We start from the raw sequence: 13,389 nt of genomic DNA, 5'->3' as shown, positions 1-13,389 counted from the left end.
TCAGTGCTCCTCTCGCACGGTGCGCCGTTCGATGCGCTTCTCGACGTCGGCGCCGACCTCGACGACCCGGTCGACGAAGATCCCCGGCAGGTGCACCGTGTCCGGGTCGATCTCACCGGGCTCGACGAGCTCCTCGACCTCGGCGATGCAGATCCGCCCGGCCATCGCGGCCAGCGGCGAGAAGTTGCGCGCGGACTTGTCGAAGACGAGGTTGCCGTGCCGGTCGCCCCGCTGCGCGTGCACGAGGGCGAAGTCGGTCGTGATGGCCTCCTCGAGCACGAAGTCGCGCGGCTCGCCGCGCACCTCGAAGCGCTGCACCGGCTTGGGAGCGGAGGCCACGGCGATGCCGCCGTCCGCGGCGTACCGCTGCGGCAGCCCGCCCTCGGCGACCTGTGTACCGACCCCCGTCTGCGTGAAGAAGGCGGCGATGCCGGCTCCCCCGGCGCGGAGCTTCTCGGCCAGGGTGCCCTGCGGGGTGAGCTCGAGCTCCAGCTCACCGGACAGGTACTGCCGTTCGAACTCCTTGTTCTCGCCCACGTACGAGGACGTCATCTTGCGGATGCGACCGGCGGCGAGCAGCACGCCGAGCCCCCAGTCGTCGACGCCGCAATTGTTCGACACCACGGCGAGCCCGCGGGAGCCGCGCGCGAGCAGCGCGTCGATGAGCACCATCGGGATGCCGCAGAGGCCGAAGCCGCCGACGGCGAGCGAGGCGCCGTCGGGGATGTCGGCGACCGCGGACGCGGCATCGGGCACGGTCTTGTCGAGCGTCATGTCGCGACCTCCTCGTCACGTCGACCGCCGGGAATCGGGCCGTCCGCCGCGAATCCGGTGAATCACCGTTAACTGAACCGTAGAATGGTGAGGTCGCGCAAGCCCGCGCCCCGACGAAGGAGTCCACCCACCATGAGCACCGAAGACGTCGTCATCATCGCCGGCGCCCGCACCCCGTTCGCCCGCATCAACGGCAACCTCGCGAGCCGCACGGCCGTCGAACTCGGCACGGTCGCGATCCGCGGGGCGCTCGAACGCGCCGGCGTCGCCCCCGAGGACGTCGACGCCGTCATCATGGGCCAGGTGCTGCAGGCCGGCGCCGGGCAGAACCCCGCCCGGCAGTCCGCCGTCGCCGCGGGCATCCCGTGGAACGTGCCGGCGACGACCCTGAACAAGGTGTGCCTGTCCGGCCTCGTCGCGATCACCGACGCGGCGCGCCTGATCCGCCTCGGCGAGGCGAGCGTCGTCGTCGCCGGCGGCCAGGAGTCCATGACGAAGGCGCCGCACCTGCTCCCGGGCTCCCGCGCCGGGCACACGTACGGCAGCATCGAGCTCATCGACCATGCCGCGCACGACGGGCTCACCGACGCCTTCGACCACGAGTCGATGGGCGCCTCCACCGAGCGGGTCAACGGCCGCTACGGCATCGGTCGCCCCGAGCAGGACGAGATCGCCGCCGCCTCCCACGTGCGGGCCGGCCGCGCCCAGGGCGAGGGCGTGTTCACCGACGAGATCGTGCCCGTCGAGATCCCGCAGCGCAAGGGCGAGCCGGTCACCGTGTCCGCCGACGAGGGCGTCCGCCCGGATTCCTCCGTCGAGGTGCTCGCGAAGCTCCGCCCCGCCTTCGCCGCCGAGGGCACGATCACCGCCGGAAACTCCTCGCCGCTGTCCGACGGCGCGGCGGCGGTCGTCGTCGCGCGCCGCAGCTGGGCCGAGGAGCGCGGGCTCAGCTGGCTCGCCGTGATCGGCGCCGCCGGACAGGTCGCCGGCCCCGACAACTCGCTGCACTCCCAGCCGTCGAACGCGATCCAGGCGGCGCTCACACGCGAGGGCTGGACGGCCGAGGAGCTCGACCTCGTCGAGATCAACGAGGCCTTCGCCGCCGTCTCCCTGCAGTCCGCCCGCGACCTCGGCCTCGACCACGAGCGGGTGAACGTGCACGGCGGCGCCATCGCCCTCGGCCACCCGATCGGCGCCTCCGGCGCCAGGCTCGCGCTGCACGCCGCGCTCGAGCTCTCGCGCCGAGGCGGCGGCCGGGCCGCGGTCGCCCTCTGCGGCGGCGGCGGCCAGGGCGAGGCGCTGCTGCTGTCCCGCTGACCGTCCGACCACCCCGACAGCCCCCGGATCGCCGCCGATCCGGGGGCTGTCGCCGTTCCCGCCCGCCGTGCGACGATGTGCGCATGACCTCGACCGCCCACCCGCCGCTCGACCACCGGCTGCGCCGGATGGTCGGCCGCGACCCCGAGGAGCAGCACCGGGCGGCGACGCCGCTCGAGCTGCTCTACGACCTCACCCTCGTCGTCGCGTTCAGCCAGGCCGGCACCCAGGCGGCGCACCTGCTCGGCATCGGCAGCTTCGGCCCGGCCCTGCTGGCCTTCGGCCTCGCGATCTTCGCCATCTGCTGGGCCTGGATCAACTACTCCTGGCTCGCCAGCGCCTTCGACAACGACGACGTGTTCGTGCGCGTCGCCACGATGGTGCAGATGCTCGGCGTGCTGGTGCTCGCGCTCGGCCTGCCGCCGTTCTTCCACTCCATCGAGGAGGGCGCGCACGTCGAGAACGGGATCATGATCGCGGGCTACGTCGTGATGCGGGTCTCCACGATCGCCCTCTGGCTGCGCGTCGCCCGGCACGACCCGCGGTACCGGCGCACGGCGCTCCGCTACGCGGGGCTCCTCGGCGTCGTGCAGATCGCCTGGATCGTGCAGATCCTCGTGTACCCGCCGTTCGGGGTGGCGATCTGGCTCATGGTGCTCTTCGGCGTCGCCGAGATGCTCGTGCCGCTGCTGGCCGAGCGCGGCGGTGGCAGCACCCCGTGGCATCCGCACCACATCGCCGAGCGCTACTCGCTGCTCGTCATCATCACGCTCGGCGAGATCGTGCTCGGCACGATCCTCGCGATCTCCGCCGTCGTCGAGGAGCAGGGCTGGTCGGCCGACGCCGTGATCGTCGCCTTCGGCGGGGTGCTGCTCGCGTTCGGGCTCTGGTGGAGCTACTTCACGATGCCGTCGGGCACACTGCTCGCCGTGTTCCCGCGACGCTCCTTCGTGTGGGGATACGGGCACATGCTCGTGTTCGGCGCACTCGCGGCGACCGGCGCGGGCCTGCACGTCGCCGCCAACGCGATCGCCGACGAGGTCGCCATCTCCGAGCTCGCCGCGCTCGGGACCGTCGTGATCCCGGTCGCGGTGTTCCTGACGATGCTCTTCGCCCTGTACTCGTTCCTGCTCGGCCGCTTCGATCCGTTCCACGTCGGCCTGTACCTCGGCAGCCTCGCGATGCTCGCGCTCGCCGCCGTCGCCGTCGCGACGGGAGCGAGCCTGCCCGTCGGCATCCTGATCACGGCGCTCGCCCCGCTCGTCGTCGTGGTCGGCTACGAGACCGTCGGCCATCGCCACCAGCAGCGCGCGCTCGAGGAGATCCTCGAGCGCTGAAGCGGACGCCGACGCGGCGGCGGACGACGGGCGCCCGCGGCGCCCGCCATCCGTGTGCTCAGCCGTTCGGCCGGTTCGCGCGCAGCACCTCGAGCCGGGCGCGATACTCCTGCTCGTCGATGTCGCCCTTGGCGAAGCGCTCGGCGAGGGTCTGCTCGGCGCTCGCCCCGCGCGCCCAGGGCGGCCCGTAGCCGCCGTCCTGCGCCCAGGCGGCGCGGCGCCAGCGACGGCCGAGCAGCCCGAACAGGAGCACGAAGACGAGGATCCAGAACAGCGGGATGAGGAAGAACACCCAGCCGAATCCGGCGGCCCAGGGGCCGGCGTGCGCGGCCACGGCCGCTGCGAGGGTGGTGGTGAGCATGGTGTGGGTCCTTTGCGATCCGGTCGGCCCCGTGCGGGCCGCTCCGATTCGAGCCTCCTCGTCGGCGGCGTCCCGCGAATCCGCCGGTGGGAGACACCTCGACTGCTCCTCCGGGAGCAGTCACTCGCGGCCGAGTTCCGCCGATCGGCGGCGGATCAGCTCGCCGGGTCCTGCCAGCCCGGCGCGACGAGCCCGGTCTCGTAGGCGAGCACCACGAGGTGCACCCGGTCCCGGGCGTGGACCTTCGACATGATGCGGGAGACGTGCGTCTTCGCGGTCAGCGGGCTGAGCACGAGCCGTGCCGCGATCTCCTCGTTCGTGAGGCCGAGCCCGACGAGGCGCAGCACCTCGCGCTCGCGTTCGGTGAGCACCTCGAGCTCCGCCCGGCGCGGGGACTCGCGGAGGCCCGTGGAGAGCCGCTCGAGCAGCCGACGCGTCACCCCCGGCGAGAGCAGCCCCTCGCCCGCGGCGACGACGCGCACGGCGCGGATGAGGTCGACCGGCTCGGTGTCCTTCACCAGGAAGCCGCTCGCCCCGGCCCGCACCGCCCGCGCCACGTACTCGTCGAGTTCGAAGGTCGTGACGATGACGACCCGCACGCCCGCGAGCGCCGGGTCGGCGGCGATCTGCTCCGTCGCCCAGAGGCCGTCGCCGTCCGGCATCCGGATGTCCATCAGCACGACGTCGACCGGCCGCTCGCGGATGCGCTCGAGGAGCTCCCGGCCGCCGGCGGCCTCCGCGACGACCTCCACGCCGGGTTCGGCGTCGAGGAGCGCGCGGAAGCCGGCGCGCACGAGCAGCTGGTCGTCCGCGAGCGCGACGCGGATCACCGGGGGCGCCCCCTCGCCGTCCACGGTCGCGCTCATCGCGGCGCTCCCCAGGGCAGGCGGGCGGTGATCCGGGTGCCGCCGAGCGGCGCGGTCGTGAAGTCGACGGTGCCGCCGAGCAGCGCGGCCCGCTCGCGCATGCCGAGGATGCCCCGGCCCGCCTCCGGACCGTCGCCGAGCGCGATGGCGCCGGTCGTCGCCGCAACGGTCGCGGCGGGCAGCCCGACGCCGTCGTCGTCAACCGTGAGCACGAAGGCGTCCCCGTCCCGTTCGAGGCGCAGTTCGACGCGACTCGCCTCGGCGTGCCGCGCGACGTTCGTGAGCGCCTCCTGCGCGATGCGGTACGCGGCGAACTGCGTGGGTCGGGCCGGCACCTCGCCCGCGAGCCGATCGTCGAGCCGGGCGGCGAGGCCTGGCACGGCGAACTCCGCGACGAGGCGCGGCAGCTGGGCGAGCTCCGCCTGCGGCGCGAGCGGCGCCTCGCCCTCGCGGAGCACGCCGAGCACGCTGCGCACCTCCTCGAGCGCGGTCTTCGAGGCGCCCTTGATGCTCGCGAGCGCGGTGCGCGCCTGTTCCGGGTCGCGGTCCATGAGGTGCAGTCCCACGCTCGCCTGCACGTTGATCTGCGAGAGCGCGTGGCCGAGCACGTCGTGCAGCTCGCGCGCGATCCGCACGCGCTCGCGCTCCTCCGCGGTCCGCCGGCGTCGGGCCACCGCCTCGCGGAACGCGCTCGCCCGTTCCCGTCGGCGGCGCGCGAACCAGCCGATCGCGAAGCAGAGCCCGAGCCCGGCGGTGGTCGCGGCGACGCGGAACGGGGACCAGCCGTGCCCCGTCACCGGCCCCAGGGCGACCGCGGCCACCCAGGCGACGCCGACCGCGCTCGCGGCCCAGACCGCCGCGCCGCGCACGATCGCGAGCACGATGGCGAAGGCGAGCGCGAGGTACGGAGGCCCGACGTCGGGCCCCGTGAGCACCGCGGCGAGCGCGAGCAGCGCGACGAGGACGACCGTCGGGCCGGGCCAGCGCCGGGCGCCGAGCAGGGCGAGCCCGCCGGCTGCGGCGAGGCCGATCTGCAGGGCGGCGAGCGCCGGCGGCGCGGCCGTCCAGACGGCGATGCCGATCGCCGCCGGCACCTGCACGAGCAGACTGAGCACGACGGGCAGGAGCAGCACGACGGCGGGCGGCGGGCCCGGCCGCGCGGCCGCTTCGTCCCACGGGGGCATGGGCATGTCCCGATGGTAGCCCCGTGGCGTCCCGCCCGGATCCGCCCACGGGAGACGGCCGCCGTACTCCCGCCGGCGTAGCCGTCGCGACCCCCGGGCCCGGCCCGGACGTGTCGCGCCGTCCTGCCGCCGGCTCAGAGCAGCGTCACCGGCTTCACGAGGTCGGCGTAGATGAGCAGCGCGCTCATGGCCCCGACGACGACCACGACGCCGAGGGTGAGCGGCATGAGCTTCGCGAGGTCGACGGGGCCCGGGTCGGGGCGGCGGAAGAGCTTCGCGAAGCCGCGCCGGATCGCCTCCCACAGGGCGCCCGCGATGTGCCCGCCGTCGAGCGGGAGGAGCGGGATGAGGTTGAAGACGAAGAGCGCGACGTTGAGGGAACCGAGGATGCCGATCATGCCGGCCGCCTTGTCCACGAGCGGAATGGTGTCGATGGTCGCGATCTCGCCGGCGACGCGGCCGACGCCGACGACCGAGATCGGCCCGTTGGGGTCGCGCTCGCCCGGCCCGAACGCCGCGTTCGCAACGTCGATCATGCGCTGCGGCAGGTTCACGATGATGCCGGCGACGCCGGAGATCTGCTGGCCGACCGCTTCGAGGGTCGTGCCGGGCGACTGGGCGACGCGGTGGTTCGCGGCGCCAATGCCGACGAAGCCGGCCGAGATCGTCTCCGGCTGCCCGTTCGCCCCGGTGACGACCTCGCCGCGCTCGTCGAGCACGTAGCGCTCGCTCAGCATGGGGGTGACGGTGAGCTCGCGCTCGGCGCCGTCGCGCTCGACGACGAAGGTCATCGCCTCGTTCGGGTGCTCCCGGATGAGCGCCGTCGACTGGGCCCAGCTGGTGATCGGGGTGCCGTCGATCGACACGAGCCGGTCGCCGGGCTTCAGCCCCGCTTCGGCGCCGGGCGCCTGCGGGTCGCCGCTCTCGCACGTCTGCCGCTCGCTCGTGGCGGGGAGCGCGCAGGCGTTCACGCTGCCGATGGTCGTCGAGGGCTGCGGCATCCCGAGCCCCATGAAGAGGATGCCGAAGAACAGCACCGCGAGCAGCAGGTTCATGAACGGGCCGCCGAACATGACGATGATGCGCTTCCACACCGGCAGCCGGTAGAAGGCGCGGTCCTCGTCGCCCGGGGTGATCGACTCGGCGCTGGAATCGCGGGCGTCCTGCACGAGGCCGCGGAAGAAGCCGGTGGAATCCGCCTTCGTCTGCCCGCTCTTGCCGGGCGGGAACATGCCGATCATGGAGATGTAGCCGCCGAGCGGGATCGCCTTCACGCCGTACTCGGTCTCGCCCTTGCGCCGGGAGAAGATGGTCGGCCCGAAGCCGATCATGTACTGCGTCACCTTGACCTTGAAGAGCTTCGCGGGCACGAGGTGCCCGATCTCGTGCAGGCCGATCGACAGGCCGAGGCCGATCACGATGATGACGACGCCGATGACGAAGGCGAGCACGGATTCCACGGGGTGAAGCGTACTGCGATCCGCTCGGAGGCCGCTGGGCGGCGGCTATCGATCCGCTGAGCGGCGCGCGATCCTCGCGTCGGCCGAGCGGCGGGCGGATGCCTCGGCCGCGGCGAGCGATTCGAGGGTCAGCGTGCCGGCGGCCTCGTGCTGCTCGACGACCTCGCGCACGGTGTCGACGATGTCGAGGAAGCCGATGCGTCCGGCGTGGAACGCCGCCACCGCCTGTTCGTTGGCGGCGTTGTACACGGCCGGGTACTCGCCTCCGGCCCGGCCCACCTGCTTCGCGAGGCGCACGGCGGGGAACGCCGCGTCGTCGAGCGGTTCGAAGGTCCAGCTCTGCGCCTGCGTCCAGTCGAGCGGGCGGCCGACGGCCCCCACCCGGTTCGGCCAGTCGAGCCCGAGGGAGATCGGCAGCCGCATGTCGGGCGGCGAGGCCTGCGCGATCGTCGAGCCGTCGATGAACTCGACCATCGAGTGCACGATGGACTGCGGGTGCACCACGACGTCGATCCGCTCGTAGTCGACGTCGAAGAGCAGATGCGCCTCGATGACTTCGAGGCCCTTGTTCACGAGCGTCGCGGAGTTCGTCGTGACGACGAGCCCCATGTCCCAGGTCGGGTGCGCGAGCGCTTCGGCGGGCGTGACCGCCTCGAGCTGCTCGCGCGTCCGGCCGCGGAACGGCCCGCCGGACGCGGTGAGCACGAGCCGGCGCACCTCGTCGTCGGTACCGGAGCGCAGCGCCTGCGCGATCGCGGAGTGCTCGGAGTCGACCGGCACGATCTGGCCGGGGGCCGCGAGCCCGGTCACGAGGTCGCCGCCCACGATGAGGGACTCCTTGTTCGCGAGCGCGAGCGTCGTGCCGCGCCGGAGCGTCGCGAGCGTCGGGCCCAGGCCGACGGAGCCGGTGATGCCGTTCAGCACGACGTCGGCGTCGACGTCTCGCACGAGCTGCACGGCCTCCTCGATGCCGACCGCGGTGTGCTCGACCCCGAACTCCGCGGCCTGCCGTTCGAGGGTCGCCCGATCGGAGCCGACCGCGAGGCCGACGACCTCGAAGCGGCGGGGATTGGCGCGGATGACGTCGAGCGCCTGGGTGCCGATGGAACCGGATGAGCCGAGGATGATCACGCTGCGCACGCCTCCACCCTAGGGCCGACGACGCGCCGCCGCCCGGGTTCCGGGTATGCCGACAGCCGCATACGGCTGGCCCTACGCTCGTCTGGTGAGCGAGATCGAGGCCGAAGCCGTCCCTGCTGCGCCGAAGCGCCCTGGCCCCCTCTACACGATCGTGCGAGGCATCCTCCGTCCCCTGGTGGCGATCGTCTACCGGCCGAAGATCACGGGCCGCGAGCACGTGCCCCGACGCGGTCCGGTCATCCTGGCCTCCAATCACCTCTCGTTCATCGACAGCATCGTGATCCCGCTCGCCGCGCCCCGGCCCGTGCAGTTCCTCGCGAAGTCGCACTACTTCACCGGCAAGGGCGTGAAGGGGTGGGTCTCGCGCACCTTCTTCGGCTCGATCGGGGCCGTGAGCGTCGAGCGCGGCGCCGGATCTCAAGCGCAGGAGGCCCTCGACCTCGGCCGGCGGATCCTCGAGGGCGGCAACGCCTTCGCGCTCTACCCGGAGGGCACCCGCTCGCTCGACGGCCGCCTCTACAAGGGCCGCACCGGTGTCGCCTGGCTCGCCCTCACGACCGGAGCGACCGTCGTGCCGGTCGGACTCATCGGCACCCAGGAGATCCAGCCGGTCGGCGCCAAGTTCCCGCGCATCCGGCCCGTGCAGGTGCGCTTCGGCGAGCCGCTCGACCTCTCCGTGCACGGCAGCGCCGAGTCCGGCAAGGCCCGGCGGGCGGCGACCGACGAGATCATGGCCGCGATCCACGCCCTGAGCGGCCAGGAGCTCGCCGGCCGCTACAACGAGACGCCCCCGCAGAGCGCGATCGCCCGTATCGCCGACCGGGTCGTCCCGCGCGAACGGGTCTGAGCTCCGAACACCTGGCTCGCGACGTGCCGCCGCTTCTCAGCCGCTTGGCACCGGCACCCGCTAGCGTCGAGCGGGTGACCAGGCTCCGACCGCTCTCCGCCCTCGCCGCGCTCGCCGCCGGCGTCGTCGTGCTGCTCGCCGCCTGCGCCCCGACGGTCGACCCGGCGGCCACCGTCCGGGCGAACCCCGAGCAGATCGACGAGGTCGACACGTCCGGCTTCGACCCCGGCCTGATCGTCAGCGACGACAGCTTCTTCGACTCGACCGCGCTCGACGAGGAGCAGATCCAGGACTTCCTCGAAGCGCTCCCCTGCCGCCCCGACGCCGGCGTCACCTGCCTGGCCGACTATCGGCAGACGACCCAGACGCAGCCGGCCGCCGGTCCCGGGCACTGCGCCGAGTACCGCGGCGCGGTGAAGGAGCGCGCGAGCCGCATCATCGCGAAGACCGCCGTCGCCTGCGGGGTGAGCCCGAAGACGCTGCTCGTGCTGCTGCAGAAAGAGCAGTCGCTGCTCACCCGGCCGAGCGAGCACGGCTACCTGCGGGCGACGGGCTACGCCTGCCCGGACACCGCCGACTGCGACGTCAAGTACTTCGGCTTCTTCAACCAGGTCTACAACGCGGCGTGGCAGTTCCGGCAGTACACCCAGCAGCCGGACCGGCAGTACCGGATCGGGGCGGTGCCGGTCTCCTACAACCCCGACGCCGCGTGCGGCGGCAGCACCGTGCTCATCCGGAACCAGGCGACCGCGAACCTCTACAACTACACGCCCTACCAGCCGAACGAGGCCGCACTCGTCTCGGCCGACGCGGGCGGCGACGGCTGCTCGGCCTGGGGCAACCTGAACTTCTGGCTGCTGTGGAACCGGTGGTTCGGCGACCCCACGAGCGAGCGCTACCCGGGCTTCCTGCCGCCGTGCAGCCGGCTCGTCGACGGGCAGGTCTGCCCGCCCCCCGGCATCCCGACCGCGCCGCCGCACGAGGACTGACACCGGCTCGAGCCTTCCCGCGCAGCGCGCTCGATCGCGCTCAGTCGGTTCCCGCGACCTCGACCGTCGACTCGTGGCTCACCGGGAAGGCGACGGATGCCGCGATGAAGCACTTCTCCGCGGCCTCGGCGTGCAGGCGCTGGGCGAGCTCGGCCATGGCGGGATCGGCGACGGTCACCCGCGGCCGCAGCGTCGCGGCGACGAACGCCCCACCGCCCCGACCGTCCTCGCTCATGGTGCCCGACGCGGCGTCCTCGTAGCCGAGCACGACGACGCCGTGATTCGTCGCCACGTGCAGGTACGACAGCATGTGGCACTGGCTGAGTGCGGCGAGCAGGAGCTCCTCGGGGTTCCAGCGCTCGCGGTCGCCGTGGAAGGTGCGGTCGGCGGAACCGGCGAGCTCGTGCTCCTTGCCCGCGCCGCGGACGACGTGGCGGCGCGAGTAGGCGCGGTAGCCGCTCGTGCCGGTGCCAAGGTTGCCGGTCCACTCGACCGCGACCTCGTAGTGGTGTTCGCCCAGCATCCCGACTCCGTCCGGCCGCGTCTTCACCGGGGCGCGCGACCGCGGCCCGGTCGGGCGGTCGAATGGACCGCCCACACGATTCTGCCTCGGGGATAAGCTTGGGCGCATCATGACTGAGACCCAGATCGCACCCTCGCACACGGTGCCGCAGCAGCGCCAGCTCGTCACGGCCGTCCCCGGCCCGAAGTCGATCGCGCTGCACGAGCGACGCACCGCCGTCGTCTCCGCGGGCGTCTCGAGCGCCCTGCCGGTCTACATCGAGCGCGCCAACGGCGCGATCCTCGTCGACGTCGACGGCAACCGCTTCGTCGACTTCGGCGGCGGCATCGGCGTCACCACCGTCGGCCACACCGAGCGGCACGTCGTCGAGGCGGCCACCGCGCAGCTGCACGACGTCACCCACACCCTGTTCACCGTCACCCCGTACGAGGAGTACGTGCGCGTCGCCGAGCTCCTCGCCCAGCACACGCCGGGCGACTGGGCGAAGAAGTCCGTGCTCGTGAACTCCGGCGCCGAGGCCGTCGAGAACGGCGTGAAGATCGCGCGCAAGTTCACCCGTCGCCGCGGCGTCGCGGTGCTCGACCACGCCTACCACGGTCGCACCAACCTCACCATGGCCATGAACTACAAGGCGCACCCGTACGCCTCCGGCTTCGGTCCGCTCGCGGGAGACGTCTACCACGCGCCGAACTCCTACCCGTACCGGGACGGGCTGAGCGGCGAGCAGGCCGCTGCGCGCACGATCGCCTATCTCGAGAAAGTCGTCGGCGCCGAGGACCTGGCGTGCCTCGTCGTCGAGCCGATCCAGGGCGAGGGCGGCTTCATGGTGCCCGCCGAGGGCTTCCTCCCCGCGCTGCAGGCCTGGTGCACCGAGCACGGCGTCGTCATGATCGCCGACGAGATCCAGTCGGGCATGGCCCGCAGCGGCAGCTACTTCGCGAGCGAGCAGTTCGGCTGGGAGCCCGACCTCGTGCTCTCCGCGAAGGGCATCGCCGGCGGGCTCCCGCTCGCCGCCGTCACCGGCCGCGCCGAGATCATGGACGCGGCGCAGCCCGGCGGCCTCGGCGGCACCTTCGGCGGCAACCCGGTCGCCTGCGCGGCGGCCGTCGCCGTGTTCGAGGCGATCGAGGAGGACGACCTCCTGGCGGAGGCCCGCCGGATCGAGTCGAGCCTCACGGCGGGGCTCCGCTCGCTCGCCGAGCGCTTCGACGTCATCGGCGACATCCGCGGCAAGGGCGCGATGATCGCGATCGAGCTCGTCCGGCCCGGAACCCGCGACACGACGAAGGAGCCGTACCCCGAGGCGGTCGGGGCGCTCATCGCCCACGCCGCCCAGCAGGGCGTGCTGCTGCTGAGCGCGGGCACCTACGGCAACGTGCTGCGCTTCCTGCCGAGCCTCGCCGTGACCGACGAGCTCATCGAGGACGCGCTCGGCGTGCTCGAGTCCGGCCTCGCGACGCTCGGCTGATGGCCGGCACCTTCAGCATCGCCGATTCCGTCGAACTCGCAGTGGTCGAACGCAATGGTTTCATCGAGTCCAGGCACGCCGGTTCCGCCATCGTGCTCACCCCCGAGGGCGAGGTGCTGCGCAGCCTCGGCGACGTTCGCACGCCGGTCTTCCCGCGCTCGGCGCTGAAGCCGTTCCAGGCCGTGGCCGTGATGACCTCCGGGGTCGTCCTGCGCGGCGAGGACGCGGCCATCGCGATGGCGAGCCACTCCGGCACGGCCGCCCACGTGGCGCTCGTGAGGGGGCTGCTCGACCGGGAGGGCCTGAGCGGTTCCGCGCTCGGCTGCCCGCCGGCGCTGCCCGGCGATCGCACGGCGCGCGAGCAGCTGCTGCGCTCCGGCGGCTCGGCCGAGCGCATCTTCATGACCTGCTCGGGCAAGCACGCGGCCATGCTGCTCGCCTGCGTGCAGAACGGCTGGCCCGTCGAGGGCTACCTCTCCCCCGAGCACCCGCTGCAGAAGAAGATCCTCGACGTGCTCGAGCGACTGACCGGCGAGCGCCCGGCGGCGAGCGCGGTCGACGGCTGCGGGGCGCCGGTGCACGCGATCAGCCTCACCGGGCTCGCGCGCGGCGTGCAGAAGGTCACCACCGCCCAGACGAGCTCGCCGTTCGCGCTCTACCGCGGGGCCGCGGAGCTGGCCGAGGCCGCGCGGGCGCACCCGTGGGCGGTCGCAGGTCCCGGGCAGCCCGATACGGTGGCGATCGAACGGCTCGGCGTGTTCGCGAAGTTCGGCGCGGAGGGCGTCATGGTGATGACGGCGCCGAACGGCACGACGGTCGCGCTGAAGGTGCTCGACGGCTCTTCGCGCGCGTCGACGATCGTCGCCCTGCGGCTGCTCGCCGACGCGAAGGCGCTCGACCATGACGACGTCGATCTCGCCCGCGCGGAGCTCGATCTCTGGGTCATGGGCGGCGACCGCCCGGTCGGCGAGATCCGGGCGACCGTCTGACGGCCGCCGCTCGCGCCGCCCTCAGGCGGAACCGGTGCGGGGGGGCGCCCCCAAACCCCCCCCCCCCCCCCCCCCCCCTTCCGGCGCCCTTTTTCCTCCCTCTCCCCCCCCCCCCCCCCCTCCCCCCCCACACC

13 protein-coding genes are annotated in these 13,389 nt (G+C 73.2%); 6 read left to right on the top strand and 7 right to left on the bottom strand.

The genetic code is table 11. The features are described 5' to 3' along the window. Nucleotides 1–774, bottom strand: coding sequence for a CoA transferase subunit A (locus ACFWE1_RS10270; RefSeq protein WP_376933360.1), 774 nt, complete (start codon nucleotides 772–774; stop codon nucleotides 1–3). Nucleotides 775–906: 132 nt separating this feature from the next. Between ACFWE1_RS10270 and ACFWE1_RS10265 the strand changes: the two genes are divergently transcribed. Both ACFWE1_RS10265 and ACFWE1_RS10260 read left to right on the top strand, forming a co-directional pair. Beyond that, the gene (locus ACFWE1_RS10265) at nucleotides 907–2,091 is read left to right on the top strand and encodes an acetyl-CoA C-acetyltransferase (RefSeq protein ID WP_376933359.1); all 1,185 of its coding nucleotides are present in this window, start codon (nucleotides 907–909) and stop codon (nucleotides 2,089–2,091) included. Nucleotides 2,092–2,174: 83 nt separating this feature from the next. Beyond that, nucleotides 2,175–3,428, top strand: a complete 1,254-nt coding sequence (locus ACFWE1_RS10260; RefSeq protein ID WP_376933358.1) for a low temperature requirement protein A — start codon at nucleotides 2,175–2,177, stop codon at nucleotides 3,426–3,428. 58 nt (nucleotides 3,429–3,486) lie between these two features. On the opposite strand, the gene ACFWE1_RS10255 is transcribed toward ACFWE1_RS10260, so the two are convergent. The 5 genes from ACFWE1_RS10255 to dxr all read right to left on the bottom strand — a co-directional run bounded on the left by ACFWE1_RS10255 (nucleotide 3,487) and on the right by dxr (nucleotide 8,439). After that, the gene (locus tag ACFWE1_RS10255) at nucleotides 3,487–3,789 is read right to left on the bottom strand and encodes an SHOCT domain-containing protein (RefSeq protein ID WP_376933357.1); all 303 of its coding nucleotides are present in this window, start codon (nucleotides 3,787–3,789) and stop codon (nucleotides 3,487–3,489) included. A 155-nt stretch (nucleotides 3,790–3,944) separates the two neighbouring features. After that, nucleotides 3,945–4,619 carry a response regulator gene (locus ACFWE1_RS10250; protein ID WP_376933502.1) on the bottom strand — a complete coding sequence of 225 codons (675 nt, stop codon included), beginning with the start codon at nucleotides 4,617–4,619 and terminating at the stop codon, nucleotides 3,945–3,947. 32 nt (nucleotides 4,620–4,651) lie between these two features. Then, nucleotides 4,652–5,845 carry a sensor histidine kinase gene (locus ACFWE1_RS10245; RefSeq protein ID WP_376933356.1) on the bottom strand — a complete coding sequence of 398 codons (1,194 nt, stop codon included), beginning with the start codon at nucleotides 5,843–5,845 and terminating at the stop codon, nucleotides 4,652–4,654. 128 nt (nucleotides 5,846–5,973) lie between these two features. Then, the gene (locus ACFWE1_RS10240; RefSeq protein ID WP_376933355.1) at nucleotides 5,974–7,299 is read right to left on the bottom strand and encodes a M50 family metallopeptidase; all 1,326 of its coding nucleotides are present in this window, start codon (nucleotides 7,297–7,299) and stop codon (nucleotides 5,974–5,976) included. A 45-nt stretch (nucleotides 7,300–7,344) separates the two neighbouring features. Continuing rightward, nucleotides 7,345–8,439, bottom strand: coding sequence for a 1-deoxy-D-xylulose-5-phosphate reductoisomerase (gene dxr / locus ACFWE1_RS10235; protein WP_376933354.1), 1,095 nt, complete (start codon nucleotides 8,437–8,439; stop codon nucleotides 7,345–7,347). A 46-nt stretch (nucleotides 8,440–8,485) separates the two neighbouring features. On the opposite strand from dxr, the gene ACFWE1_RS10230 reads away from it, so the two are divergent. Beyond that, entirely contained in the window at nucleotides 8,486–9,286 is an 801-nt protein-coding gene (locus tag ACFWE1_RS10230; protein WP_376933353.1) for a lysophospholipid acyltransferase family protein, read from the top strand. Nucleotides 9,287–9,360: 74 nt separating this feature from the next. Then, nucleotides 9,361–10,275: a hypothetical protein gene (locus tag ACFWE1_RS10225; protein WP_376933352.1), complete on the top strand. Its 915-nt coding sequence runs from the start codon at nucleotides 9,361–9,363 to the stop codon at nucleotides 10,273–10,275. Nucleotides 10,276–10,315: 40 nt separating this feature from the next. Here the strand turns inward: ACFWE1_RS10225 and ACFWE1_RS10220 are convergent, their stop codons facing one another. After that, a complete protein-coding gene (locus tag ACFWE1_RS10220) occupies nucleotides 10,316–10,798 on the bottom strand; it encodes an OsmC family protein (protein ID WP_376933351.1) in 483 nt (160 codons plus the stop codon). A 109-nt stretch (nucleotides 10,799–10,907) separates the two neighbouring features. On the opposite strand from ACFWE1_RS10220, the gene gabT reads away from it, so the two are divergent. Together gabT and ACFWE1_RS10210 are read left to right on the top strand one after the other, a co-directional pair. Next, nucleotides 10,908–12,266, top strand: coding sequence for a 4-aminobutyrate--2-oxoglutarate transaminase (gabT, locus tag ACFWE1_RS10215; RefSeq protein ID WP_376933350.1), 1,359 nt, complete (start codon nucleotides 10,908–10,910; stop codon nucleotides 12,264–12,266). Next, nucleotides 12,266–13,255 carry an asparaginase gene (locus ACFWE1_RS10210; protein ID WP_376933349.1) on the top strand — a complete coding sequence of 330 codons (990 nt, stop codon included), beginning with the start codon at nucleotides 12,266–12,268 and terminating at the stop codon, nucleotides 13,253–13,255. The genes gabT and ACFWE1_RS10210 overlap by 1 nt, the downstream gene beginning before the upstream one ends. The last annotated feature ends 134 nt before the right edge of the window (nucleotides 13,256–13,389 follow it).

It is taken from the genome of Agromyces sp. NPDC060279, assembly GCF_042726785.1.
Lineage (GTDB): Bacteria > Actinomycetota > Actinomycetes > Actinomycetales > Microbacteriaceae > Agromyces.
The sequence above is the reverse complement of the archived record's forward strand: the minus strand, read 5'-3'. Positions and strand labels throughout refer to the sequence as shown.